This is a genomic window from Sphingobacterium sp. NGMCC 1.201703 (assembly GCF_047784615.1).
Lineage (GTDB): Bacteria > Bacteroidota > Bacteroidia > Sphingobacteriales > Sphingobacteriaceae > Sphingobacterium.
On the sequence record NZ_JBLOHD010000002.1, the window covers coordinates 264,700 to 287,869 of the forward strand.

24 protein-coding genes are annotated in these 23,170 nt (G+C 37.6%); 10 read left to right on the forward strand and 14 right to left on the reverse strand.

Annotated features, from left to right (window positions below):
- Window positions 1–439: 439 nt before the first annotated feature.
- The 6 genes from ACK8HY_RS06430 to ACK8HY_RS06455 all read right to left on the reverse strand — a co-directional run bounded on the left by ACK8HY_RS06430 (window position 440) and on the right by ACK8HY_RS06455 (window position 4,126).
- A complete protein-coding gene (locus tag ACK8HY_RS06430) occupies window positions 440–1,441 on the reverse strand; it encodes a hypothetical protein (RefSeq protein WP_416133144.1) in 1,002 nt (333 codons plus the stop codon).
- A 531-nt stretch (window positions 1,442–1,972) separates the two neighbouring features.
- Window positions 1,973–2,425, reverse strand: a complete 453-nt coding sequence (locus ACK8HY_RS06435; RefSeq protein WP_416133145.1) for a tetratricopeptide repeat protein — start codon at window positions 2,423–2,425, stop codon at window positions 1,973–1,975.
- On the reverse strand, window positions 2,422–3,198 hold the full coding sequence (gene xth / locus ACK8HY_RS06440) for an exodeoxyribonuclease III (protein ID WP_416133146.1): 777 nt from the start codon (window positions 3,196–3,198) through the stop codon (window positions 2,422–2,424). The genes ACK8HY_RS06435 and xth overlap by 4 nt, the downstream gene beginning before the upstream one ends.
- 11 nt (window positions 3,199–3,209) lie before the next feature.
- Window positions 3,210–3,461, reverse strand: a complete 252-nt coding sequence (locus ACK8HY_RS06445) for a hypothetical protein (protein WP_416133147.1) — start codon at window positions 3,459–3,461, stop codon at window positions 3,210–3,212.
- Between the two features lies 1 nt (window position 3,462).
- Window positions 3,463–3,714 carry a DUF3606 domain-containing protein gene (locus tag ACK8HY_RS06450; protein ID WP_416133148.1) on the reverse strand — a complete coding sequence of 84 codons (252 nt, stop codon included), beginning with the start codon at window positions 3,712–3,714 and terminating at the stop codon, window positions 3,463–3,465.
- 196 nt (window positions 3,715–3,910) lie between these two features.
- Window positions 3,911–4,126: a hypothetical protein gene (locus tag ACK8HY_RS06455; protein ID WP_416133149.1), complete on the reverse strand. Its 216-nt coding sequence runs from the start codon at window positions 4,124–4,126 to the stop codon at window positions 3,911–3,913.
- A gap of 292 nt (window positions 4,127–4,418) precedes the next feature.
- Here ACK8HY_RS06455 and ACK8HY_RS06460 point away from each other — a divergent pair, with 292 nt between their 5' ends.
- On the forward strand, window positions 4,419–4,700 hold the full coding sequence (locus tag ACK8HY_RS06460; RefSeq protein ID WP_416133150.1) for an SOS response-associated peptidase family protein: 282 nt from the start codon (window positions 4,419–4,421) through the stop codon (window positions 4,698–4,700).
- A gap of 119 nt (window positions 4,701–4,819) precedes the next feature.
- On the opposite strand, the gene ACK8HY_RS06465 is transcribed toward ACK8HY_RS06460, so the two are convergent.
- Both ACK8HY_RS06465 and ACK8HY_RS06470 read right to left on the reverse strand, forming a co-directional pair.
- Window positions 4,820–6,373: an FKBP-type peptidyl-prolyl cis-trans isomerase gene (locus ACK8HY_RS06465; protein ID WP_416133151.1), complete on the reverse strand. Its 1,554-nt coding sequence runs from the start codon at window positions 6,371–6,373 to the stop codon at window positions 4,820–4,822.
- Window positions 6,374–6,948: 575 nt separating this feature from the next.
- A complete protein-coding gene (locus ACK8HY_RS06470; protein ID WP_416133371.1) occupies window positions 6,949–7,452 on the reverse strand; it encodes a PD-(D/E)XK nuclease family transposase in 504 nt (167 codons plus the stop codon).
- Window positions 7,453–8,282: 830 nt separating this feature from the next.
- Here ACK8HY_RS06470 and ACK8HY_RS06475 point away from each other — a divergent pair.
- Entirely contained in the window at window positions 8,283–9,209 is a 927-nt protein-coding gene (locus tag ACK8HY_RS06475; RefSeq protein WP_416133152.1) for a hypothetical protein, read from the forward strand.
- A gap of 78 nt (window positions 9,210–9,287) precedes the next feature.
- Complete coding sequence (locus tag ACK8HY_RS06480) at window positions 9,288–9,659, forward strand: luciferase family protein (RefSeq protein WP_416133153.1); 372 nt, start codon at window positions 9,288–9,290, stop codon at window positions 9,657–9,659.
- A 438-nt stretch (window positions 9,660–10,097) separates the two neighbouring features.
- Here ACK8HY_RS06480 and ACK8HY_RS06485 read toward each other — a convergent pair whose 3' ends face one another.
- Both ACK8HY_RS06485 and ACK8HY_RS06490 read right to left on the reverse strand, forming a co-directional pair.
- Window positions 10,098–10,502, reverse strand: coding sequence for a nuclear transport factor 2 family protein (locus ACK8HY_RS06485; protein WP_416133154.1), 405 nt, complete (start codon window positions 10,500–10,502; stop codon window positions 10,098–10,100).
- A 36-nt stretch (window positions 10,503–10,538) separates the two neighbouring features.
- A complete protein-coding gene (locus ACK8HY_RS06490; protein WP_416133155.1) occupies window positions 10,539–11,672 on the reverse strand; it encodes a 2-isopropylmalate synthase in 1,134 nt (377 codons plus the stop codon).
- 82 nt (window positions 11,673–11,754) lie between these two features.
- Between ACK8HY_RS06490 and ACK8HY_RS06495 the strand changes: the two genes are divergently transcribed.
- The 3 genes from ACK8HY_RS06495 to ACK8HY_RS06505 all read left to right on the forward strand — a co-directional run bounded on the left by ACK8HY_RS06495 (window position 11,755) and on the right by ACK8HY_RS06505 (window position 13,574).
- Window positions 11,755–12,531: a helix-turn-helix domain-containing protein gene (locus tag ACK8HY_RS06495; protein WP_416133156.1), complete on the forward strand. Its 777-nt coding sequence runs from the start codon at window positions 11,755–11,757 to the stop codon at window positions 12,529–12,531.
- 292 nt (window positions 12,532–12,823) lie between these two features.
- Window positions 12,824–13,402, forward strand: a complete 579-nt coding sequence (locus tag ACK8HY_RS06500) for a zeta toxin family protein (protein ID WP_077432833.1) — start codon at window positions 12,824–12,826, stop codon at window positions 13,400–13,402.
- Window positions 13,392–13,574 (forward strand): hypothetical protein, encoded by a 183-nt coding sequence (locus ACK8HY_RS06505; protein WP_077432832.1) that lies wholly within the window; start codon window positions 13,392–13,394, stop codon window positions 13,572–13,574. Before ACK8HY_RS06500 ends, ACK8HY_RS06505 begins: the two co-directional genes overlap by 11 nt.
- Window positions 13,575–13,845: 271 nt before the next feature.
- Here ACK8HY_RS06505 and pgl read toward each other — a convergent pair whose 3' ends face one another.
- The 4 genes from pgl to ACK8HY_RS06525 all read right to left on the reverse strand — a co-directional run bounded on the left by pgl (window position 13,846) and on the right by ACK8HY_RS06525 (window position 18,656).
- Entirely contained in the window at window positions 13,846–14,556 is a 711-nt protein-coding gene (gene pgl, locus ACK8HY_RS06510) for a 6-phosphogluconolactonase (protein WP_416133157.1), read from the reverse strand.
- Between the two features lie 17 nt (window positions 14,557–14,573).
- Window positions 14,574–16,055, reverse strand: coding sequence for a glucose-6-phosphate dehydrogenase (gene zwf, locus ACK8HY_RS06515; RefSeq protein WP_077432830.1), 1,482 nt, complete (start codon window positions 16,053–16,055; stop codon window positions 14,574–14,576).
- A 9-nt stretch (window positions 16,056–16,064) separates the two neighbouring features.
- Window positions 16,065–17,483: an NADP-dependent phosphogluconate dehydrogenase gene (gene gndA / locus ACK8HY_RS06520; protein ID WP_416133158.1), complete on the reverse strand. Its 1,419-nt coding sequence runs from the start codon at window positions 17,481–17,483 to the stop codon at window positions 16,065–16,067.
- Window positions 17,484–17,864: 381 nt separating this feature from the next.
- Window positions 17,865–18,656, reverse strand: a complete 792-nt coding sequence (locus ACK8HY_RS06525; RefSeq protein ID WP_416133159.1) for a hypothetical protein — start codon at window positions 18,654–18,656, stop codon at window positions 17,865–17,867.
- 469 nt (window positions 18,657–19,125) lie between these two features.
- On the opposite strand from ACK8HY_RS06525, the gene ACK8HY_RS06530 reads away from it, so the two are divergent.
- The 4 genes from ACK8HY_RS06530 to ACK8HY_RS06545 all read left to right on the forward strand — a co-directional run bounded on the left by ACK8HY_RS06530 (window position 19,126) and on the right by ACK8HY_RS06545 (window position 23,134).
- Entirely contained in the window at window positions 19,126–19,722 is a 597-nt protein-coding gene (locus ACK8HY_RS06530; RefSeq protein WP_416133160.1) for a hypothetical protein, read from the forward strand.
- A 376-nt stretch (window positions 19,723–20,098) separates the two neighbouring features.
- Window positions 20,099–20,647 carry a DUF4382 domain-containing protein gene (locus tag ACK8HY_RS06535; RefSeq protein WP_416133161.1) on the forward strand — a complete coding sequence of 183 codons (549 nt, stop codon included), beginning with the start codon at window positions 20,099–20,101 and terminating at the stop codon, window positions 20,645–20,647.
- A gap of 280 nt (window positions 20,648–20,927) precedes the next feature.
- Complete coding sequence (locus ACK8HY_RS06540; RefSeq protein WP_077432802.1) at window positions 20,928–21,560, forward strand: hypothetical protein; 633 nt, start codon at window positions 20,928–20,930, stop codon at window positions 21,558–21,560.
- A gap of 620 nt (window positions 21,561–22,180) precedes the next feature.
- Window positions 22,181–23,134, forward strand: a complete 954-nt coding sequence (locus tag ACK8HY_RS06545; RefSeq protein ID WP_416133162.1) for a hypothetical protein — start codon at window positions 22,181–22,183, stop codon at window positions 23,132–23,134.
- Window positions 23,135–23,170 lie beyond the last annotated feature (36 nt).

The window sequence follows — 23,170 nt, forward strand, 5'->3', positions numbered from 1 at the left end:
ATTATTACAATAGCCAAATTTACTTTACTTATTGACGCAATAAGTATGAAGGAATTTGATGCTAAAGATCCAATAGTACTTAAAAGTAGTTTTCAAAAGTATATAAGAGAAAGAAGAAAAAAACTAGCAACCTAAAATAAAAATGACCGAGTAAAATTTACTCGGCCATTTCTCTATAGTTAGTTAGATGATTAAAACTTTTCTATCTCTTTTAATGTAATGTATAAATAAATGTGTTTAATCTATTATTTAAAAGTCACTTTTATAAGTGAATTATCATTTTTACCCAATGTAGATGGTACACTGCGGGTTCGAAGTCTTTGCCTTAGATATTATTGATTTGGAATCACCATCTAAGATTTCAAATTTTTTCTGACAAGAGCTAAGCAAACTTACGGCTAGTAAAGTATACGTAATACGATTCATAAAGATTTAATGATTATTTTGAAATATTTAACTGACAATTGGAAAATCCATAGCCTACATTTTGTGGACATATGGAACTTAAATCATTTCTATTAATGTATTTATTCAAGAGAGATTGGGGGATGACGCCCTTTAGATTATTCTTTGACAACACAAAATAGCTGCTACTAGAACCAAGTTCTTCGGGAATATCCCCACTCAATTGGTTAGAAGCCAGATTAACATCACAATTATTTAACGCAGCTAACTCTTTTGGAATTACTCCGGATATTTTATTTACAACGAAACTTAATTCTTTTAATTTTTGCAACTTCCCCAGTTCTTTTGGCAAATTTCCCGTTAAGCCAATGTTTCTCAAATAAAATTTCTCAAGGTTTTTTAAATTACCAAATTCAGGGTGCAATGTTCCTGAAATATTTTCACTGTTGCCAACGTACAAGTAATTCAGGTTTTCGAGATTTCCCAATTCTTTTGGCAGACCAGCAATAAGGTCCGGATTTTCATCAATTTCTAAACTATTCAGTTGTTTTAGATTACCAATCTCTTTTGGTAAAGGACCTGAAAGTCCGGTTGTATAAATCCTTAGTAGTTGGAGATCTTTTAGCTGCCCGATTTCAGAAGGAATTTCTCCCTTTAATTTTCTACCTGTAAGGCCTAACACCTTTAATGATGCTAAATCTCCAATTTTTGGCGAGATCTTACCCTCTATTTCTAGCAAATTAGAAAACCAGAGTTCCACGACACGATACTCGTTGCCTTCCTGTGCTACCTTTACTCCTCGCCATTTGCTTACTGGAGTATCTGTATTCCACTGATATTGTTTGCTCCAATACTGCCCACCCATTCTTTCGTAGATATCCAATAGAGCAAGACTGTCATTCTGATTGAGCTTTGGTACCCCCCGCTCAGGAGTAGTTGATTCATTTTTTGAACAAGATAAAATGGAAGTTCCTAAGAAAATTAGCGCTGCTCCGAGTTTTGAAATATTAACAAATATACTTCGATATATTTTCATAAAAGATTAGACCTCTTTAGGTTCGTTTTTAATTAAATTTACTATAACAGTTATTACTTACCCACCAAGATAAGAACATAAGGAGAAACATAAAAAGTTATTCCATTAACGTCACATTTTCCTCTACGAAAGCAGACTATTCCCATACAAAAACATTTTTCCTTTAGTTTCAAGCTATTTTATTTAAAACATTTTCATATATAAGATTGCTTCCCTTCAATCCATCGATTTACGTTGTTCATAGATTGCGCATTGCATCCATCGTCTCTTTGATTAGAGATTGATTTGCCATATTCTTTTATTTAAATGATATGGGTATGGGGATTAAGGAGGCTATTTGAGGAAAAAAAGGTGTATGTAAGCGGTATACGGGAGATACCGAAAAGTATACTCACTTGCCTTATCTTTCAGATCTAGAGCGGGCGATCCTAAAAACAAGAGGTAAAAAAAACAAAGAGTTTCCCTCTAACAGGCAGAGGGAAGAAACATAAACAGTTATTTTCAATAACTATCATCGTAGAAATCCAGGTTTCACTTCTTTCTACGCGCTATAGCTTTCTTTTTTTGCGGTTTTGGAGGAGTTTTAATTTTTTTCTGAACCGTTTCGTGCCGTTTCCGCCATGTCAGGATCTGCGGATCTTCATAAACTGGGAGCCCCTTGTCATTGAGAAGCCCCATTGATTTAGCCAGGCTGAGACTGAGCCGGGCAGATTTACGGTTTGCCTTCTTCCAGGTTTGTTGATCGTGCTTTATATCTTTTTCATATGCGCCGATGGCCTGCTTAATAACTGCCAATTCTTTTTTATAATCTTTTAGCTTTCGATAAAGGATCATTAAGCGATTGTATGCCCCGGCCTGTAATGGGTCTTTGCTTATGACTTGGCTGTAGCTTTTGATGGCATCTTCGGTTTTACCCTCAAGTTCCTGCAATCGTGCCTCCTTTAGCAGCTCATTTTTGGATTTCTTGCTAACAACAATCTTCATATTTTATCTTTCAATTTAATCCAGACCGGCGCATGATCGCTGGTTTTTTCCCAGCCCCGCACCTGTCGGTCGATCCCGCCTTCCAATAGCAACGGAGCAACGGTTGGGCTTAAAAGAACATGATCCAGCCGGAGGCCGGCATTTCGACCATATGCATTCCTAAAGTAATCCCAAAAGGTATAAACCTGCTGATCTTTAAAAAGCGTCCGTATCGAATCGAGCCACCCTTGGCCGATAAGCTGTTTAAACGCTTTTCGGACTTCAATTCTAAAAAGGGCATCTTCTATATATTTTTCCGGCTTGTAGACATCCTGTTCCGTAGGGATAATATTGAAATCACCAATAAGAATAGCAGGCACTTCCATTTTTATAAGCGCTTTTGACCGTTTCATTAATCGCTTTATCCAGGCCATTTTATACTCGAATTTAGGACCGGGATAAGGGTTGCCGTTGGGCAGATAAAGACAGCATATTAAAAGTTGGTTGATGATAACTTCCAGGTAGCGGCTATGGCTGTCCTCCTTATCACCAGGTAGCTCCCTTGTCACTTCGGTAATCTCGAATTTAGAAAGGACAGCTACACCGTTCCAGCTTTTCTGACCATGCCACACCGCGTTATAACCCGCGTCGTTAATGACCTTTAGGGGAAAGCGTTCCTGCGGTGCTTTTAGTTCCTGTAAACAAACGATATCCGGCGACTCCTCCTTTAACCAGCGAAGCAATACGTTTAGCCGCCCATTGATACCATTGAGGTTGTAGGTTGCTATTTTCATTTATCGTTATTTCAATTGTCATCCATGTTACGGTCAACCTCCAATAAAAAAAGCAATTTGCTAATGGCGGGTTTATGCCACTGCTCCGGCAGATCACCTTTGATATAAGCCAGGTCTTCATCTAAAATCAGCTGGCAGCCGTCCATCGTAATACGAGCATATTCGCCGCTCTCTCCCTCCTTGCCAACTTCGAAATCAAAATATTTTTCTATCCCCTCGCTATTGGTCACCGGGATTCCTGTAAATGTGGTTCTATCTGTCATATTATTTCTTATTATTTCTTAGATATTTAGAAATCTCTTCCCTGCTATTACCGACCTTCTCGATTGCCGCTTCGACTTTCTGCCGCGATACGCCAAGTTCTTTTGCGATATAATCTACTTCATACGATTCGACAACGGCGGACCTAATTGCGGTCTCTTGCGGCCTTTTGATTTTTATTGTCTGACATACAAAGCGTTTTTGAATAGAACAAGCGCCAACACATACAGTTTGATTGTTTTGACATATTAACAAAACAGTTAATATTCGTCAACAAAAGGCATGTGATTGATGTTTACCTGAAAAGTCCTGTGATGAAAAAGATGCCTGCCCATATAAGCCCCCATGCTTTGTACCCTGGTAAAAGATCCCTTGGATACTGAGGATTATCTCTATGAAGTGAAATGGGATGGTTACGGGATTACCTTACTTAAATAGAATAAATCATCTTTTATTTTAAGATTCCGAGAATTTCGGTTTCAAAAATTATGGTTGCCCCCTTCTTTATTGCATCTGCACTAATAAGTTTGGCAGGAATATATATTCTATAAGTACTCCCGAGGTTCATTAGGGTTAATCCTTCGATCAAACCTGGCATTAGATTTCGAACTTCATAAATAGTTGGAAAGCCATATCCTCCCTGTTCTTTTATTTCCTTACCAAACATTAAAGTTTTTTTGTGAATAGCTTGAATTTTATCCGATAGCAATACTTTGGGACCAGTTCCTTGCTTTAATATTTCGTATTGTAATCCACTTGCTGTAAATTAAATCTGGAAAGCTGAGTTCAATTCCCAGTTATCTAAAGATTTAAAATAACTTTGTTACTAAATCGTTAGCTATTTAATAACATTGACGTATACAATTATAAGGCATAAATGATATGAAAGTACATACAACTAACCTTTTCGACACTTTTATTGAAGTTGCTAAAGATACGAAAGCAAACCATGGGACTAAATGGTTGATACAGTTGCGCTAGTTACGACCGAGGCAAATTCCCTTATGCGACAGATCCACAATTCAAAGAACAGAATGCCTACGATGCTGCCTGATGAGCTGGCGTGGGAATGGATGATGGTTCCGGATCTATCTGAAGACCGCATTACTGAATTGGCAACCTATCAGATCAGTGCTGCTGAAATGGAAGCTTATACCATTGACAAAGATTTTAAAACAACCGGAACTCCTACAAGAGCTTTTGTTTACGTAGATGTTCCTGACTTGGTCTATGAGATATAGATCTTGGACTTACAATTCAAGGTACAAATAACTTTCTTAAAAAAAATGCTAAGGATAAAAAATTTTAATTTTCCAGAGCCTTGACCGTTATACGCAACACCCTAGCCCAATATAGGCCATTATTTAATCTGTAAGGCTTTTACATCATATATAAATACCGAATAAGGTGGGATAGTTTTCTTCCCTGTTTTCCCATATGCCAAGTCATAGGGAACAATAAACCTATAAATACCTCCGGCCTGCATTAATTGCACGGCTTCTTGCATCCCTTTAATTAGAAAACTACTTGCTGACATTGTACCGCCTACTCCTCCTGTATAACCAGGCCTTTCTATACCATCGTGGAAGCTTATTCTATAATCAGCAGCAATAAATTGATCAAAGGTAACTCTAGGCCCAGCTCCTTCCTTCAATACTTGATATAATAAACCGCTTTGAGTTTCTATTATTCCCGGAATTTTTCGCATCTGTGCCAGATATAGGTCAGCACTTTCCTTCGCTTTTATTAAATCAACAGCTTGATCTACACTCGTAGTGTTTGTAGCTCCTGTATTATTCTTCGGAGATTGGGAAGAAGTACTATTTCCAGATGATAAGGCTATCGCCCTAATATCGCTACAATCCGGGAGGTTAATCTCCTTCCCATTTTTCCAGTAGACGTATCGATTGGAATTTTGTCCGGCTACGTACACATCATTTCCGGAAACTGCTATGGCCACTGCTTGGGTGAAGGTTGGACCTTCTGCCAATACAACCTCCTGACCATTCTTCCAATATACCGCCCGAGAGGCACCTGTATTTTCATCCTGGGTCATACCAGCAACATATACATCATTCCCAGATACATATATTGATTTTGTAGATCTGCTTCCGAAGCGCCCGGTTCCGGTTGAAAGAATAACTTCCTGCCCATTTTTCCAGTATAAAGCCATCGATTTGTTGGTATTATCTGCATTTTTTGAGGGATACGACTTAAAACCTGATACATATACGTCATTTCCAGAAACAAAAATGGATGATACCTGCACCCTGTCATGGCCTTTCATTGTATTGTCTAAAATCACCTTTTCACCGTTCTTCCAGTATCCTGCGTCATGACCTTCCATTGCAATATATATATCACTACCTGATACAAAATTAATAAGGTCAAATACTTGCGGGCGATATACTTTCTGTGGAAAATTCGTTTCCACTCCGTTTTTTAAGTAATAATACTCGACCTGATGGCCCGGATGGTACGGAAGTATATATACGTTACCATTGGACACGCCAATTCCGTGAGCTGATGCGGTTTGAGTGTTTCCAGAATTATCCCGCTTAATCGGTAGGGGCACAAATTTTTCGTTTTTCCAATAGGTTGCAATTTCATTGTCATTTGCATCGCGGGCAGAACCAACGACATGGACATCCCCGTCGTTTACTGCAATAGCCCTTGCGGAGGAAGCAATCGAAAACCGGGTTGGACCTAATCCATCTTTGAGAACAACAGGTTTTCCATTTTTAAAATAAGCAGCGAAAGACTGACCTGTACTCCTGTCATCCCAACGTCCAACAATATATACGTCTGTTTGACTGGATGAAGAGGTTTTACTATTCTGGCCGTATAAACAAAAACTGAATAGAAAACTAAGGAGCGCACAGCATCGTAATGCGTAAAAAATAGGGGTTTTCATGGCGTAGTTTTTATACTACTAAATTTACGAAAATTTTAAATCAAAATTCCTCCTATAATCATATTTTAAAATCATGGCAAATAATTGGAAGGATAAACACATCCCTACCAGTTATTAGGGATATTAAAAAAAATGCCATCTGTGGTAAGATGAATTTTTTCATACTGGCTGTCAAATTTTCATATTTCTTACTGTAAACCGAGAATGGAGCTATTTTAGAAATCAAATTAAATTACCGGCTGAGGTTTCTTCCTTAATCGATGCTTCACCAAAATTTAAAGATAGATGTTCTTTGAGCCGTTGGAGGTTAATTATGGTAGTGATTTTGCCCGTTTTTTTATGGCAGAATCATGGTCGTAAGCAGCTGCGGCAGTCCCTTCCAGTTAAAAGCTTCATAGCGATGTTGCAGCAAAACTCAGTATAGACGGACACTACGAACTCGCGAAACGAACTTTTGGTGACTTGTTCAAAGGGTTTATACAGCATAGGGCTAAGATACCGACTTATCCTATAAAAAGAAAAAGGCCGCTTGGACAGTATCCAAGCGGCCGTAAAACCTTATATCGATATATGTTTTATTTTCCTTTAGCTATCTCCGCCTCGATCAGCTTTACAAACTCTACAGTGACGTTCGCAAGTTCGGCAACTTCCGAAATCGAAAACTTATCCAGAGACAAAAGATTTTTTATTACCTCAGCTTTTGCCTTAGCTTCTCCTTGAGCTTTTCCTTCTGCTCTTCCTTCTGCTATTGCTTTTTCGCGCGCTCGTTTCAATTGCGCTTCCTGACTACTTCGGATACTCTCGGCATCCCATTTATTCCTTAAACTTGCGTTGTACATCTCTCGTTCCTCCGGTTTTAGTTTGCTATACTCTGCTAACTGAAATAACTTTTCAAATATTGGCTTCCGCAGATATTTTGAAAGTCCCTTTAGCGAGGACATGTTTTTGAGTATATAAAGCCAACGATCCAAATCATTATCTAACTCTGCCTCAGCTCTAACAAAGTTAACCAATTCTAAATATATAAAACCCAGATCTTCGTAAAATATTTTACCGTGATCCAGATAACATAGACAAATATCGTGTAAAAAACACCCTTACTCACGGGGGGATTCCCGCACCAAGGAGCGGATATTTCACCAGTGTTTGTGGGAAGTGTACGGTATCAAAAAAGCGCCCTTCGGCATCGAGGAAAGTGCCGAATTTCATCAGATCGCCGCGCTTGGTCTTGACAAATTTTTCGCATACAAAGTCCCCTATTTTACTTTGTTCTCATAAACTTACTATGCTTATAAAAACGAATAACAGCTTCCAATACAAAAAAAACAATGTTTTAAACAATACTCGTCAATACAAGTTTTAACAGATCTGAATTCAAAAGTACTTTGTCAGGTATAGTATCAAAGCCAACCTTTTCATCAACTTCTGAGAAACCTATTCGATCAGGTTCAAATTGAAAAACGTAGAATTTTTTATTATTCCAAACATCTAGCATTATTGAACCAGATGAAAATTTCATATATTCATACTTTAGATTATTCTTTTTTAAGAACTCAATCGTATTGTTAAACATAATCAAGTAACTCTCCATCATTATAGTGCCCCCTTGTCAATCGTACTCATATAAAGTTAAGTAAATAAAAAATGTTGCGATCAATCTAGATGCTAAAAATATATTGGCCACTGTTTCTTCTCCAAAATCCCAAGTCACTTCAACAGGCGACCATGCATTAAATGGAAGAGACTTATCTAAATTTGATTTATAAATAAAAACCGGTAAATTCAATGGAAATTAGCCTCTTTCCATTATGCAAAGCAACAATTGGTTCAGGATGCTTGCCGAGTCATTTATTGAAATTCTTATTAGAGAATTACATTTATAGTATACCAAAATAAACGATCAAATAGGATGAGTTTGAATAAAAATTTATCTAAAGTGTTAAATTCCAAAATACTTCAAGGAATTTTGATAGCCAACATTTTCGCATTCCTAATTATTGGTATCCAGTCTTCATTGGCACCTAAGGATACTGGTATACTTGTTTTTTCAGAATTTGTGATTATTCCAATGTTAATGGGTATTATCACGGCTTGGTTTTGGAAAGACATGGCGATAAGGGGAAAACAAATAACCGGATATTCTATCCTGAATGGTCTTATCGCCATTTTAATGAGCTTTTTCTTCTTAGGTGAGGGCTTTATTTGTTTACTGATTGTTTCACCTCTTATTTTTGGCTTTATCATCTCAGGTGCCTTTATTGGAAGGGCTATGTTTAAAAAGAGAAATCAAAAATTGAATATAAGCATTGTAAGCCTTTTACTTGGGATTTTCATTGTTGACTCCCTGAGCGACCATCATCACGAAAATATGGTTTCTGATGAGCTATTGATTGAGGCAAGCCCAGAAGAGGTATGGCAACACGTGGTCGCCTTCGATCCAATATCCCAAAAGGAAAACTATTGGCTCTTTAAAATTGGGATGCCGAGCCCCATGGCCACAACGGTAAGTGAGCATAGACTGGGTGCAAACCGAAAATGTATTTTTAGCAATGGATATATCTTCGATGAGAAGATTGTAAAATTTGATATCAATAAAAACCTAATTTTTGATATCGTTGATCAACCCAAAGACCCTGAAATTATGGGTCATATAGATATAAAAAGGGGCGAATTTATATTAAAGGACAATGGAAACGGTACCACTACTCTCATTGGGAACAGTTGGTATAACCTTCATGTCTTCCCTACCTGGTACTACGATCTATGGGCAGAAAGTATCACCAGAAATGTCCATTTTAGAGTAATGGAGCATATTAAATTACTAAGCGAGAGATAGCCTATGTTTTCTTTTGTGGTAAAAAGAGTCGGTTTTTTAAAGGAGCTCCCTTTATTCGCTCTTATATTTGATAGTCTCATGAGATTTTGGATGTTCTTAACGAAACCTGAATTACTGGATTGGATTGATGATCTGGAAGAAAATGTGACGCAGATGCCCGGAACTACGATTGGAATACATAAATATGGTGGGATTGGGTTTAATTATATGGAAAAAGAGTTTGCTCATGTACATAGTAATGGCTTATTGGATGTCTTATTAAATACAGAACTAAAAAATTCGTTAATGGCTGAAGGAAAAATTAAGGACCATCATGTATTTAAAAATTCTGGGTGGATAAGCTTTTACCTTCAAAATAAACAGGACGTAGGCTACGCATGTATTCTTTTAGACAAGGCCTACGACCGCGCCAAACAAAAGCATAATTCTATACAGCTAGATGCTATATAAAAATTATTCCATGCTTTTCCGTAGAAGAGGGAAATGGATTTCATATTGAACCAAATGAAATTCATAGAATTTTCAATAGAACAGCCAATGATTTAAAATTCATAGTAATTTCACAGCCTAAATCTAATGGAGATCGAACCAATCTTTGATCGAACTAATTAAGGTGCCTAACTTCAGTGATGTTGGATCATTCAAAGCCCTGTAATATTTTAACAGAATCATTACCTTTAAGCTACTATGCTGCAAGTAACCTGTTTGAGAATATACTATGTGCAAATTTAATTAATGTATCTTTCTGCGGAAGTTTATATTTGTTTCCCTGCTGCGAAGAGTATTTATACAAGATCAAAGCGGATAAATTTATCCACTTTGATCTTGTAAAGATATTATTTCGGAGGAAGGCGATCTCCCACTTTCTATCTGTATGTAACTCAGTAGCTATTTATCCGTAAAATTTTCATTAAAAAAAGAGTCAACTACGTGTTGATCCTGAGGAAAATTAAACACTTCTTTAATTTTTCCTTCTTCAAATTTCCATAATAAACAAGATAAATTATTTAAGTTGTCTATATTTTGTAATTCACTCCAATTTCTGTGACAGTCAATCACATAATCATCACTTACCCCTAATACTACACCTTCGGCTCTAAAGTTAAAGCTGCCTAATTGGTTGAGGTATTCTACAATCTCTCCAACCCCGGTTTTAATTCCACTTAAAGGGTGTCTGCCGGGAATATGCCATTTTACATCAGCATGGAATATATCCTGCAATACATCGATTGAATTACTCGAATATGCGTTGAAAAATTTGTTTACTAAAACTAAGTTTGGATGTTCATTCATGATTTTTTAAAATATAATTGTAATTAGTGCTCCCGACTAAACCAGACTCCGGAGGTCGTTATCTTCAATAAAACGTTTCTGATCTGCCAAAACAAGAAATCGGTCATAGATATTTTCAAAATGTTCAGCCGGAAAATCTATTTCCATACTTTTTAACCGGTCTTTTAATGCTGCACGTCCACTCCTTGCGGATAAAAACAATTCAGGCAACTTCCCCCCTATGATTCGGGGATCGATAATTTCATAGTTTCTACGGTCTTTCAGCACGCCATCCTGGTGGATACCGGAAGAATGCGCGAAAGCATTTTTCCCAACAATGGCCTTATTGGCCTGTACAGGATTTGACATCGCCCGTTCGACCATACCACTTAGTTCCACAATATATTTTGGATCAATTCCGGTCGCAATCCCTAGATTTTCCTTTACAATGAGTGTCAAAATAATTTCTTCCAGGGCAGCATTGCCAGCACGTTCGCCCACACCATTAATCGTTCCTTCCACCTGAAGCGCACCTGCCATTAGCCCTGCAATACTATTGGCTGTAGCCATACCTAAATCATTATGACAGTGGACAGAAAGAATGGCGTTCTCTTTTTCCCTTCTATTTTGGTTCACATAGGCTATTTTTTCAAAGTACTCAAAGGGTGTACAAAAGCCATTGGTATCAGGGAGATTCACCACCTTCGCACCCGCTTCAATCACCGTATCGGTCATTTGAACCAAAAAATCATTGTCTGCGCGGCCAGCATCTTCGGCAAAAAATTGTACTTCATCACATTTATCCGAAGCATAAGCCACCATTTCATAAGCTTTGGCCAAGATGACCTCGCGTGTGGTATTAAATTTATGTTTAATATGAATGTCAGATGTTCCAATTCCGAGCTGAATCCGTGCCACCTTTGCCTTACGCAAGGCCGAAGAGGCCTGTTCGATATCTTTCCTATTGGCCCTGGCTAATGCACAGACTGTTGCCTTTTTCACCAGTTTACAAACCTCTGTCACTGCCTTAAAATCTCCGGGCGAACTTATTGGAAACCCTGCCTCTATCACATCTACTCCCATCGCATCGAGTTTTTCAGCAATTTGTAATTTATCATTCAGTGTCAACTGGCAGCCCGGCCCCTGCTCTCCGTCGCGTAAAGTAGTGTCGAAAATCTTAACTTGTTTCATATCCAAACTTATTTTTATAGCTCAAAAGTACCGGAACTACAGAATTTAATATATTTGAAAATAAAACAATTGTTATTCAATAATGCCAAAATCCACCATTCCCTTCGTTCAATGTGCCAAGAACTTTCGCGATGGCACAATTGACTTACGCAACTATGGACAATTCAACACAGCAATGCATGCTCATGAACAAGTACAGGTACTTAGCCCAACAAATGGTACCCTCTTTATCTATACCGAAAAAGCCAGTTTCTGTGTACCTAGTACTTTCTTTGTATATATCCCAGCACATGTCCCGCACAAACTCATTTCCCGTTCTCAGCAACTCTCACTAAAAACCATTTTTTTGGATATGAACAATATGCACGAGGAAGTTAAAGTGTATCCATCAAATGAATTGTTGAATCATTTTTTGATTTTTGGCCAGCGGCATTGGACGCTGAAAGATCACGACACGTTGACAATAGCTACCTTGGAGGCCTTAAAGGCTATGCTCCCCATACTATTGGCAAAACCGATCCTTTTACAAATCACGCCAGCAAAAAGTGAATTGATGATCCGGGTGAGCACGTATATCCTCCAACACCTCGACAATAAATTGTCAATCGCTGAGATTAGCGCTAAATTTTTTCTATCGGAGCGAACACTTTTCAGACAGTTTAAGGAAGAAATGCAGATCACCATATTCCAGTTTATAAAACAGCATCGCCTTCTAAAAGCACTTCAATTATTGGAAAATAAGGATATGCATATCGCTGAAATTGTCTATCAAATTGGGTATGAAAGCGTACCTAACTTTTCCAATCTATTCAAAGAATATTTTGGACTGTCACCTCAGCAATATAGGGCAAGACTATAATGAATAATCTTATCAATTATTCTATTGACACGGCTTACGTTGTAGTCTCATCCTTACTGCAGGCAAGGTTTGTATATCCCCTAAAGAAATTGAAATACTTTATAAAGTAATGACAACAGCCCTCCAATTATAAAAAAATCCAATATTTCCTTAAAGGGCTATAACTGTCTTGAGAAAAGTATTTAAGCATAAATCCCAAGAAAACTAGGCAAATCGCCGCGATAAAATTATCAACTTATAAAAAGAAGTTGAAAAAGCAGGCAATTTTCATTATTTTGACAAAAAAACAAGTATGCCAAATATTTATATTATCTCGGGGTGCAATGGAGCAGGAAAGACAACTGCGAGTTATACTGTACTACCTGAGATATTAGATTGCAGGGAATTTGTAAATGCGGACAATATAGCAGCAGGTATTTCTCCATTTAATCCGCAAAGTGTGGCTGTGTCAGCGGGGCGTATTATGTTAGATCGTATTGCGGAATTAATGAAAACTGGAGCTGATTTTGCTTTTGAAACAACCCTTTCTACCCGTAGCTATAAAAACTTAGTATTTGATGCGCAAAAAAAAGGATATTCAGTCACCTTACTTTATTTTTGGCTCGACTCTCCCTCATTGGCTATACAACGTGTAAAAAAAAGAGTTGAGAACGGAGGGCATAATATCCCTTCTGATGTGATAGAGAGACGATATCATCGTGGTTTAGAAAACTTGTTTAACATCTATATCCCTATATGTGATCGATGGTTGGTCTTTGACAACATGGATTTAATACCCGAAATAATTGCTCAGGGTGATAGATTTGGAGAACTCGTTTCAAATAGCGAAATTTGGTCAACACTAAAATTGAAGTATTACAATGAACAATAAGGTAAATATTGAAAATATCAACCTTGCTGAACGAATTCGTTTAGGAGTACAGAAAGCTTTGCGAAAATTGGCAGAAGAAAGTGCAGCAAAGGGTGAAAGTTTGGTTGTAAAAGTTGACGGAAAAATAAAAGAAGTCCCTGCGGAGGAGCTGCTCATGAATTTACCAAAATAGGTTCTTCATATAAATGCTTATCACTAATACTAGCCTTTTTGTTTATCTATTATTTTCAAATCGAATTGACTAATTAACTGTATTTAACTTTCTCTACTCATTCCTTGGCTACCACATTAAAGGCGTCTTGGCACGGCGGATCGCCCGAGACATAGGATAAAAAAATCCAATATTTCCTTAAAGGGCTATAACTGTATTGACAAGAGTACCTAAGCACCCTTGTCAATCGTTAAGAGAGTCTTTTTAGCTAGACGCCCACTATAAAATGACATTAAATTACAGCTTCTTTATCGGTAAAAATCTGGACTCCTGCTTTGTCTTCAATTAACTGTAGCGGATATAGTTCAGGATTATATACACCATTAAGAACCTCATTCAAAGCATTTTTCTTGGATTTACCGAAGGTAACAATCAGAATATTTTCAGCTTTATTGATAATAGGTTCAGTCAAAGTAATCCTGAACATTGCCTGTGGCTTTAGATAGTAGGCATCCACCCATTTTTCTTTTTCTTGTAAAATCTTTTCACCTGGAAACAGAGAAGCTGTGTGGCCATCATCTCCCATTCCTAAAAGGATGAAATCAAAAATACCGTCAGCTCCCAAAACATTTCTGATTTGAGCTTCGTATTCTTTAGCGTAATTTTCAGGCTCGACTCCCTCTTTATACATGGGGAAAATCTGATTATTATTGACTGGAACCTTATTCAAAAGTACGTCCCAAGTCATCTTAAAATTACTTTTCTCATCGTCAAGAGAAACCCACCTTTCATCTACCCAAAAAAAATAGATTTTGTTCCAAATTATTTTATCTGCATACTCGGGAGTAGCTAATAAGCTAAAAATGGCCTTCGGTGAAGAGCCACCACTCAAGGCGACCACAAATTTATCATGCTTCTGAATTGCTTTTTTCGAAAGCTCAACAAATGTATCTGCTGCTTTTTTATATAATGCATCCAGATGATCAAATATCGTAATATTCATTTTCTTTTCATTAGAGTTTAAACCCACTGATGTCCCTGCCTTTCGACCAATGCATCACTTTCATCAGGGCCCCAGTTTCCCGAAGCATAATTTGGGAAAGAGGGGTCTTTGGTTTTTTCCCAGGTTTCCTGAATCGTTTTTATCACATCCCAAGCTTCTTCTACCTGATCAGAGCGCATAAACAGTGTAAGGTCTCCCACAAGTGCTTCCAATAAAAGAGTTTCATAAGCCTCGGGAGTATCGGTCTGACAGGCAAAATTATCGAAAATCATTTCCACAGGTTTAAGCTGTAAAGACAAGCCTGGTTTTTTAGACATAAACTGCAATCTGATGTCCATTTGTGGCTGGATATTAATAACCAATCGGTTAGCCGACAGAAGCGAAGTGCTTTCTGAAAACATAGAATTTGGAAGTGGCTTAAACTGAATCGTTATATAAGAATGCTTTTCTTTCATCTTCTTCCCGGTACGAACATAAAAAGGAACATCCTCCCATCTTTCATTATCCAGATAAAACTTAATCGCGACAAATGTTTCCGTATTGGAATCATGAGCAATTCCCTCTTCCTGGCGATAGCCATTGACTTTTAGCCCATTTACTTTGCCTCGTCCGTACTGCCCTCTTACCGCATAATGATCTACTTTTTCGGGCGAAATCCTACGGATGGATTTTAAAACATCAACTTTTCGATCCCTGATCTCACCCGATTCAAGTGAAGCCGGAGGTTCCATGGCAACCATACAAAGAATTTGCAAAAGATGGTTCTGAATCATATCGCGCAAAGCTCCTGTCTGCTCATAAAAACTGGCTCTTGTTTCCACTCCCACTTCCTCGGCAACGGTAATCTGCACCGATTCTATATGTCTGTGATTCCAAAGAGGTTCAAAAATTGAATTTCCGAACCTGAACGCCAAAATATTCTGAACGGTTTCTTTACCCAAATAATGATCGATACGATAAATCTGTTCTTCTTGAAAAGTTTGTGAAAGAAGATTATTTAGCTCAATGGCAGATTCTTTATTGTGACCAAAAGGTTTTTCGATAATAATTCGATCTGTTGCAGGATCAGATGCTATTGCGGTATTTTTAAGATGATTTGAAATGACCGATACAAAGTTTGGTGCAATCGACAGATAGAATAGTCTGTTCCCTCTCATTCCGTACACTTTATCAAAATTTTCCAGTTTCTGATATAAATTCTGATAAGAGCTTTCTTCATCAAGCTGATGCTGAAAATAGCTGATGTGGGCCTGAAAACCAGCCCACTCTTCTTTGATTACGGTCTTCCTGGAATAACTCTCCAGATTTTCTTTAATATAAGCCCTGAATTTTTCATCCGTATTTTCGGCTCTTCCTAAAGCTAAAATATTAAAGCCTTTGGGCATTCTGCCATCGATATATAAATTGAAAAAGGCAGGAAAAAGCTTTCTTTTGGCCAAATCCCCTGTTGCACCAAAAATAACGATGGTTGTTGGATGCAGGATTGTGTTGTCACTCATTGTTAGGATTTAGTTATTTGGGTTTTGCCATGACGTATGAAAGACTCCTTCGCTGTCAGTTCTTTGGTAGGTGTGTGCACCAAAATAATCACGCTGAGCCTGAAGCAGGTTCACAGGTAAAGATGCTGTGGTGTAAGCTTCGAAATACCCTAGAGCCGACTGAATTCCTAAGCTTGGTATTCCATTTGATACAGCAAAAGCAGCTGTTTTTCTCAATGAAGATATTTTATCTTTTACAATTTCTGAAATTTCCTGATCCAATAAAATATTAGATAAGTTCTCGTATTTTGAATAAGCCAGATAAAATTTTTCCAATAAAACCGAACGGATGATACATCCACCCCTCCAGATTTTAACAACATCTTTTAACGGAATTTCAAACTGATATTCTTCAGAAGCTTTTACCAATAATGCCAAACCTTGAGCATAACTGATTAAAGTAGACAAATACAAAGCATCCCCCACTTCTTTGATGAACAATTCTGTATTTTCAGGAGTTTTTACTTCTTCTTTAGCATATAATTGAGAAGCTTTCACGCGCTCATCTTTGTAAGCGGATAAAATTCTTGATGTGACTGCAATATCGATGGTTGGAATAGACACTCCAACTTCCATAGCCTCCTGGGAGGTCCATTTTCCGGTTCCTTTTGCTCCTGCTTTATCTAAAATCTTGTCGACAAGAAAACCATCTGTTACATCATCTTTTTGCTGGAAAATATCTCTTGTTATTTCGATAAGGAAAGAATTCATCTCGCCTTCATTCCATCTTTTGAAAACTTCATACAATTGGTTATTGTTAAGATTAGCTCCTTTTCGCAGTAAATCGTATGCTTCACTGATTAATTGCATGATGGCATATTCAATACCGTTGTGAACCATTTTAACATAATTCCCAGCAGCTCCTTTCCCCATATAAGCGGTGCAAGGCTCCCCTTTTACTTTTGCTGAAATCACTTCCAGCATAGGCTTCACCAAATTGAAAACTTCCAAATCTCCCCCCGGCATAATACTCGGTCCTCGTCTTGCGCCCTGCTCGCCTCCAGAAACTCCCATTCCCATAAAATGAAGGTCTTTAGAAGCTAAATAAGCTATACGTCTCTCGGTATCTTTGAAATAAGAATTTCCCGCATCAACGACAACATCTTTTGGACTCAGAAGTGGTGTTATGCTTTCAAGAACAGCATCAACCGGTTTGCCTGCAGGAACCATCAAAATAACTTTTCGCGGACTGTCTAAACTCAACACAAATTCCTCCAGAGAAACAGTTCCAACAACCTTTGTACCTGAAGCCACTCCTTTACGGAGTTCTATTACCTTTTGTTCATCTAAATCGAATCCTGCGACAGAGAAACCATTGTCGGCAATATTGTAAAGCAGATTTCTTCCCATTACACCCAGACCAATGACCCCGTAATTATACTTTTCCATTCTTACTTAAAGTTTATTTATAAATCAAAATTACTGAAATGCATGCCAGTAAAAAAATTATCTAAAATTTTCTTTCAAAACGTGACATTTTTATCATCAACTGGAAAATGTCATTCATTAATAAGTTGATAATAGCATCATTTAAAACATCAACTAATTCAGATCCAAATTCTCTAATTTTTAATAGTTATTATTGGCTATATGTAAATACATGCTAAAGGTTTGCATGCATTCTTTAACATGCAGTTTTACCCTTGCACAAACCGGGCAATGCCCCCAGTCCGTTTGGCGATTTTACTGTTTACGCACTTTGGGCATACAGTACAAAAGCAGAAAGACTGCTTTAACAAAGTATTTCAACTTCGAGCAATTAAGCTTAGCCTATTCTTTAGTTAATAAAAGGGCGATATCCTGTTTTGCAAGCACATGCCCTTTATTAACTATATTACTCTTGAGATAGAGAAAACACTGATTGCTATGATCAAGTTTGCCAATAATAACCTCGATAGATTTTATATCCATTTCCCTGATTTCCGTCGGATCTACTTTTTCCGGATCTGTAATTAATTGTCCGTCTTTGCGATATTCTTCGAGTACCCAGGAGTATCCATTCCAAGGTCCTGCAACCAGTGTTGTCCGCTTGGCATCCATCGTGATCTGCCCTTTGTAGGACAAGCGTAGACTATCAACCATAACCGTATGGTCTTTTAAATGGATGACTAGATATTTTAAATAATCTCCGAAATCTTTAGGTTCAAAATGTAAACTACTGTCCCTGCGGATGACCTTAAGTGGCACCGCTCCTACTTTGTCTATTTTGACGGATTGAGAAAACTGCATAAAATCGGCATACTCCGTTTCGCTAATACCCAGATTTTTGTGATATGGGATAGGTTGGCCAGGTTCCAATTCTTTCATTACTTTGAGAAACCAATCTTCATTATCTTTGATGGCAAGTTTCATTTTCTCAACAATTGCAAGCTGCGATGCGTTCGGCCTGGGAATCCCCAACACCGCAGCGGTATAGTGACCTTCAGAAAGTAGTCGGTCAACGAACTGGAACGCGACAGCATTACTGTCCACACTAGATTGTTTTTGTGCGAAAACATCAACGGAAAGTATTAATGCCGCTACCAATAAAGTCAAACGAATATATCGATATAGAAATGTCATGTTAAAGCTGTTTGATCGATGAAATTACGGATTTATCCTAATAATCTTCCATTTTCCGCGCAAATTAACGCTACGAGCTCACAAAAGAACTTTTGGTGACTGTTCAAATGAGTTGTAAAGTCTAAAACTACGATACCCTCGTCCTTTAAAAAGAAAGGCCGCTTGAACAGTATCCAAGCGGCCGTAAAGTCCAATATTGTAATATGGATTATTTTCCTTTAGTTATCTCTGCCTCGATCTGCTTTACAAACGCTACAGTGACGTTCGCAAGTTCGGCAACTTCCGAAATCGAAAACTTATTCGAAGACAAAAGATTTTTGATTACCTCTGCTTTTACCTTAGCTTCTCCTTAAACTTCTCCCTCTAACCTGTTGAAGCAAGCAATTTGGCTGCTTTCTCGATTCTACTAACTACCCTATGGAATCTGCAGAAAAATAGTTAAATTGGATATGATCATTTTTTTTAAACAATGAAAACGGCAGCATTTATTTACGTTTTATCGGATGGCGAACAGCAGAACCTTCCCACTGAGGAATTCAGCAACGAGGATATGCTAAACTATTTACTGGACCATCAATTTTTATTACAAATTGACTGGAAGGGTGAATCCTATTTAAATGAAATAGGCAGCTTCTTACAGCAACGGGCAATTGCTTTTAAAACAGAAGCTACATTCGATTTTACAGCAGCTTATAAGATGGCCAACGATCAGGCGGTGACGCCCGGAGATTTCATCCCCGCTCTTCTGAAAGCATTAAATCATGAGCTTAAAAACAAGGGTTTAGAAATCGTGCAACTTGATTTAAGTAACGATAGCTATTATATAGGCGTCATGGAAAAGAGCAAACAGATCAAAAAAGCCAGCGATGAGTTTTGGCGCTTCAAACCCTGGGGAAGCCAAACCGGAGAAGTTCTTTATACAGTCTACTGTAGCTGCGGAAGTATGAATGTGTGGCAGTTAAAAATGGGCGAATCACTTAGCGATGACAGCTGTCAGGAATGCGGTACCGTAATTTTCGATAGCGAAGGCAATTCAATTTTCAAGGTCAGCAAAGATTATATTTAACATTACAAAAAAAGGTCGAGCTCTTCAAACCCGACCTTTCATCTAACTTTTCATTAAACAATAAAATTAATTAGCAAATACAAATAATAGGTATAAAAACCTTGATCATTCCCAGCCACGATTGTTTATATTTGCTCGAGCCTCGATTTCTTCTTGTTTTAATGCTGCCTAAACATCCTTACTTGACCTTGATTTTCCTACAGCTAAAATACGGATAAGCTTGGTATTAAAGTCAGCCATTCACGATTCGTAGGGCTTGATTTATTATTCGTTGTATTTTTCTGACTGCAATTGTAGAGAAAAAAACTGTTTTTAAAAAAAAGCAAACGATGGATGCTCCTCTAGTGTTCAACTAAAAAAAACAATTATGACCTTTATGTCCAATATAAAAAATACACAGTTAAACGCCCGCAGAATGTCTGCACCGCTATATCTGGTGACTCTTGCCCTACTCATACTTTTGGGCAGCTGCCATAAGGACGATAGCCCTGCTCCCGAGCAGGCGCGCCTAAACGTAAAGGTAAAAAGTGACAGTGATCAGTATGATGCAGTCTATCTTGAGATCCAACAGCTATGGACCCGCACGTCTACAGGTGGGGGCAAAATCAACGCAAATAAAAGATTAAACATCCTAGAGGTACAAAAGGACAGCATCATTGCTGGTGGCCACGTCCCCCACGGCACCCTACAGGAAGTAATGCTAAAAGTATCCGCTACGGGCAATCAAATAGTCAAGAATGGTTCTTCCTATCCTGCAGAGACACCACAAGGACAATATATTGCCATTAATATCCCCGGTGACAAGCTGCTCAAGCCGAATGAGACGCATGCCCTGATGCTTGATATCGATCTATCAGATTTTATCGAAGAGACGGATAATGGAAAATTTGCGATCAATCCAAGCATAACTGCGGTACTGGACTAGCGGTGCTATTCACTCCTGGGATCGAGCTTTAAAGGCATCTTGACACAACATATAATCTCAATAGAAGAACGTCCGTATTTACAGTGACTTGCCTTCGACCAGGTAGATGCCAGCTCCTCTTATGGGATATTTCTTGAGTGTTGTGGAAAGTGCACGGTATCAAAGAAATGTCCCACAGCATCGAGGAACGATAGCGAAACAAGGTGTATGTAAGCGGTATGTGGAGATTTGATTTGTAAATAAAAACCTGTAATTTCATTGGAATTAATCTCTTTCTATTATGCAAACCAATAAATGGTTCGTCAAGTTTAAAAACATCCAACGAAAAAGAACATTTTTGTTAATTATACTATTAACTATCTTTTATAACACAAGCTCTGCACAAAAAGATCCGCAGCTCAGGGAAGCACTGTCGACCATGACAAAAGCATCTATATCTGGTGACGTTGAAGGTATTCTAAGCCAAACTTCACCCCGAATAATTGAAAGCATGGGCGGAATAGACCAAGCAACAAAACTGACCAAGGAACTTTATTCTTCCCTTATAAAATACGGAATTAAGATTGATTCCACGATCAATTACGTTGATATAGATGTCTCTAAAATTGATAGCATAGCCTATTGCTTTATTCCCCAGGTATTGGTAATGTCTACGCCGGAAAAAGACAAAATGGTAATCACTTCAGCTAACTTATTAGCACTAAAAGAAGGCGAACCAAAAAAATGGACTTTTTTTAATTTCAATAAAATGGATCAGGAAAAAATTAATTTGTTTTTTCCTGAGTTTAATGGCAGGATTTCGCTTCCTTCTGGTCTAGAAAAAAAGACATTGGTGGTGCGGAAAGAAGAAGTAGCTAAAACTGTTGATCATCTATTGAAACTTATAGATGAATCTGTCAAAAAACGTAACTAGTTTTAAATCATTCGATCTTTAAAATACTGTCTGTAATTGAGCCGCCCCTATCAATGGAAACAACAGTGTATTTAATAATAATATTTTCTTCATAAGCTCTTTTGGATAATACCCTTGATTAATTAATATAATGCCTAGATTTTGCATGCTCAGTGCCGCTATTTAGAAATCAGTCTACATGGAAAATTCAAACATATTACTTGGCGGTAGGTTAATATACAATTTGATTTGAATCTCTCATCGCAACCAACTATAGATCTTTTATTTATCTTTTAAAATAAACATTATTACTAGTATAACCGTTTTGCATAGTTCTGCCCGACTGTATAAATTGAATGTGATGCCTTGGTCTTTACAGCTGGGTTAAAAATGAAGACTTGCGAATTCGGGTATTGGTGCCGTACGTCATCCCCTGTCAGGTAGACAAATATAAAGCCATCAAGGGCGAATAATAAATCGTGTCAGAATATCCCAGAATTATCGTATATATTTAATTGAGGTCCTATACTTTCGATCAGTTCTAATGATGTATCGTTGCTATTTCATTGGAACTGGATAATAAAAGAAGTGAAATGGAACATTTGAGTGAAACGTCGAAACATCTATAGATAATTTGACCAATGAAAAAGATTGAAAAGAATTTTAGTAATGCGATCTATCAAAATTTTGATGAGATACAGCAATCGTTAAAAAAATCATTAAATCGAGTTCGGATTGCATCAGGGAATGGTTATCGAGATTTGTTTAATTCTAATGCCTGGGGAAGACAGTATCATAAACTGTCCATCGAAGAATTGTTTTTTATGAACCTTAACAATGATGCAATACTGGCGATATTAAATGTGTCAATTTATCATGCTATCGTTCAAAACGATTATAGTCATTTGTTAAATGGCGTATTTACTTATTCGCGGTTAAGGTCTCTCCAAAGGGCGTATATTCCCGGAGCTAATGACTGGAACGTAGTCGAAAGTCTAATCAATAATGATATTGCACTGCGGGATATAGAATATCCCAAGTCTTTAGGCTTTAATACGAATGTATTTTATGATACAACGCTTCTATTGAGCGGGAACTTACTCAGAACAATTTTGACCAATCCCGATTTAAAAACGCTGACCCTCGAACAATATTCAAAATTTATTGGTGAAGTTTCATCAAAATTTGATAGGGCTCTCTTACAATATCTATACGGATTGACGACAGAAGATGACAAGCTATGCAAAACTAACTTTGCGGAAATGGAACAGTTGTATAATAGATGCCAATGGCTATCCTCGGGCTGGTACCGAGATGCTAATTTGAATAAATCCGTTCCAATATTTCTTTTGGGGCTTTATCAACTCAAAAATATTGTCAATATCAATATTGAAATTGAATTAGAAAATGAATTTTTAAAAAATACAGATCGCTTTATCGTTGACAACCCCAATTATATCCCTCAAATCTTTAACTATTTTGACGGCGAACTTGAGTTCCTAAATGAAACGTTAACGAATAGTTTCGTTCCGTTTTATCACACCTACAAAATCAAGTTAGATGAAATCAAAACAGTCACTCAGGCAAAGAGATGAGAGAAGCCATTCAAGGTATGGTCATCCAGCGTAAAG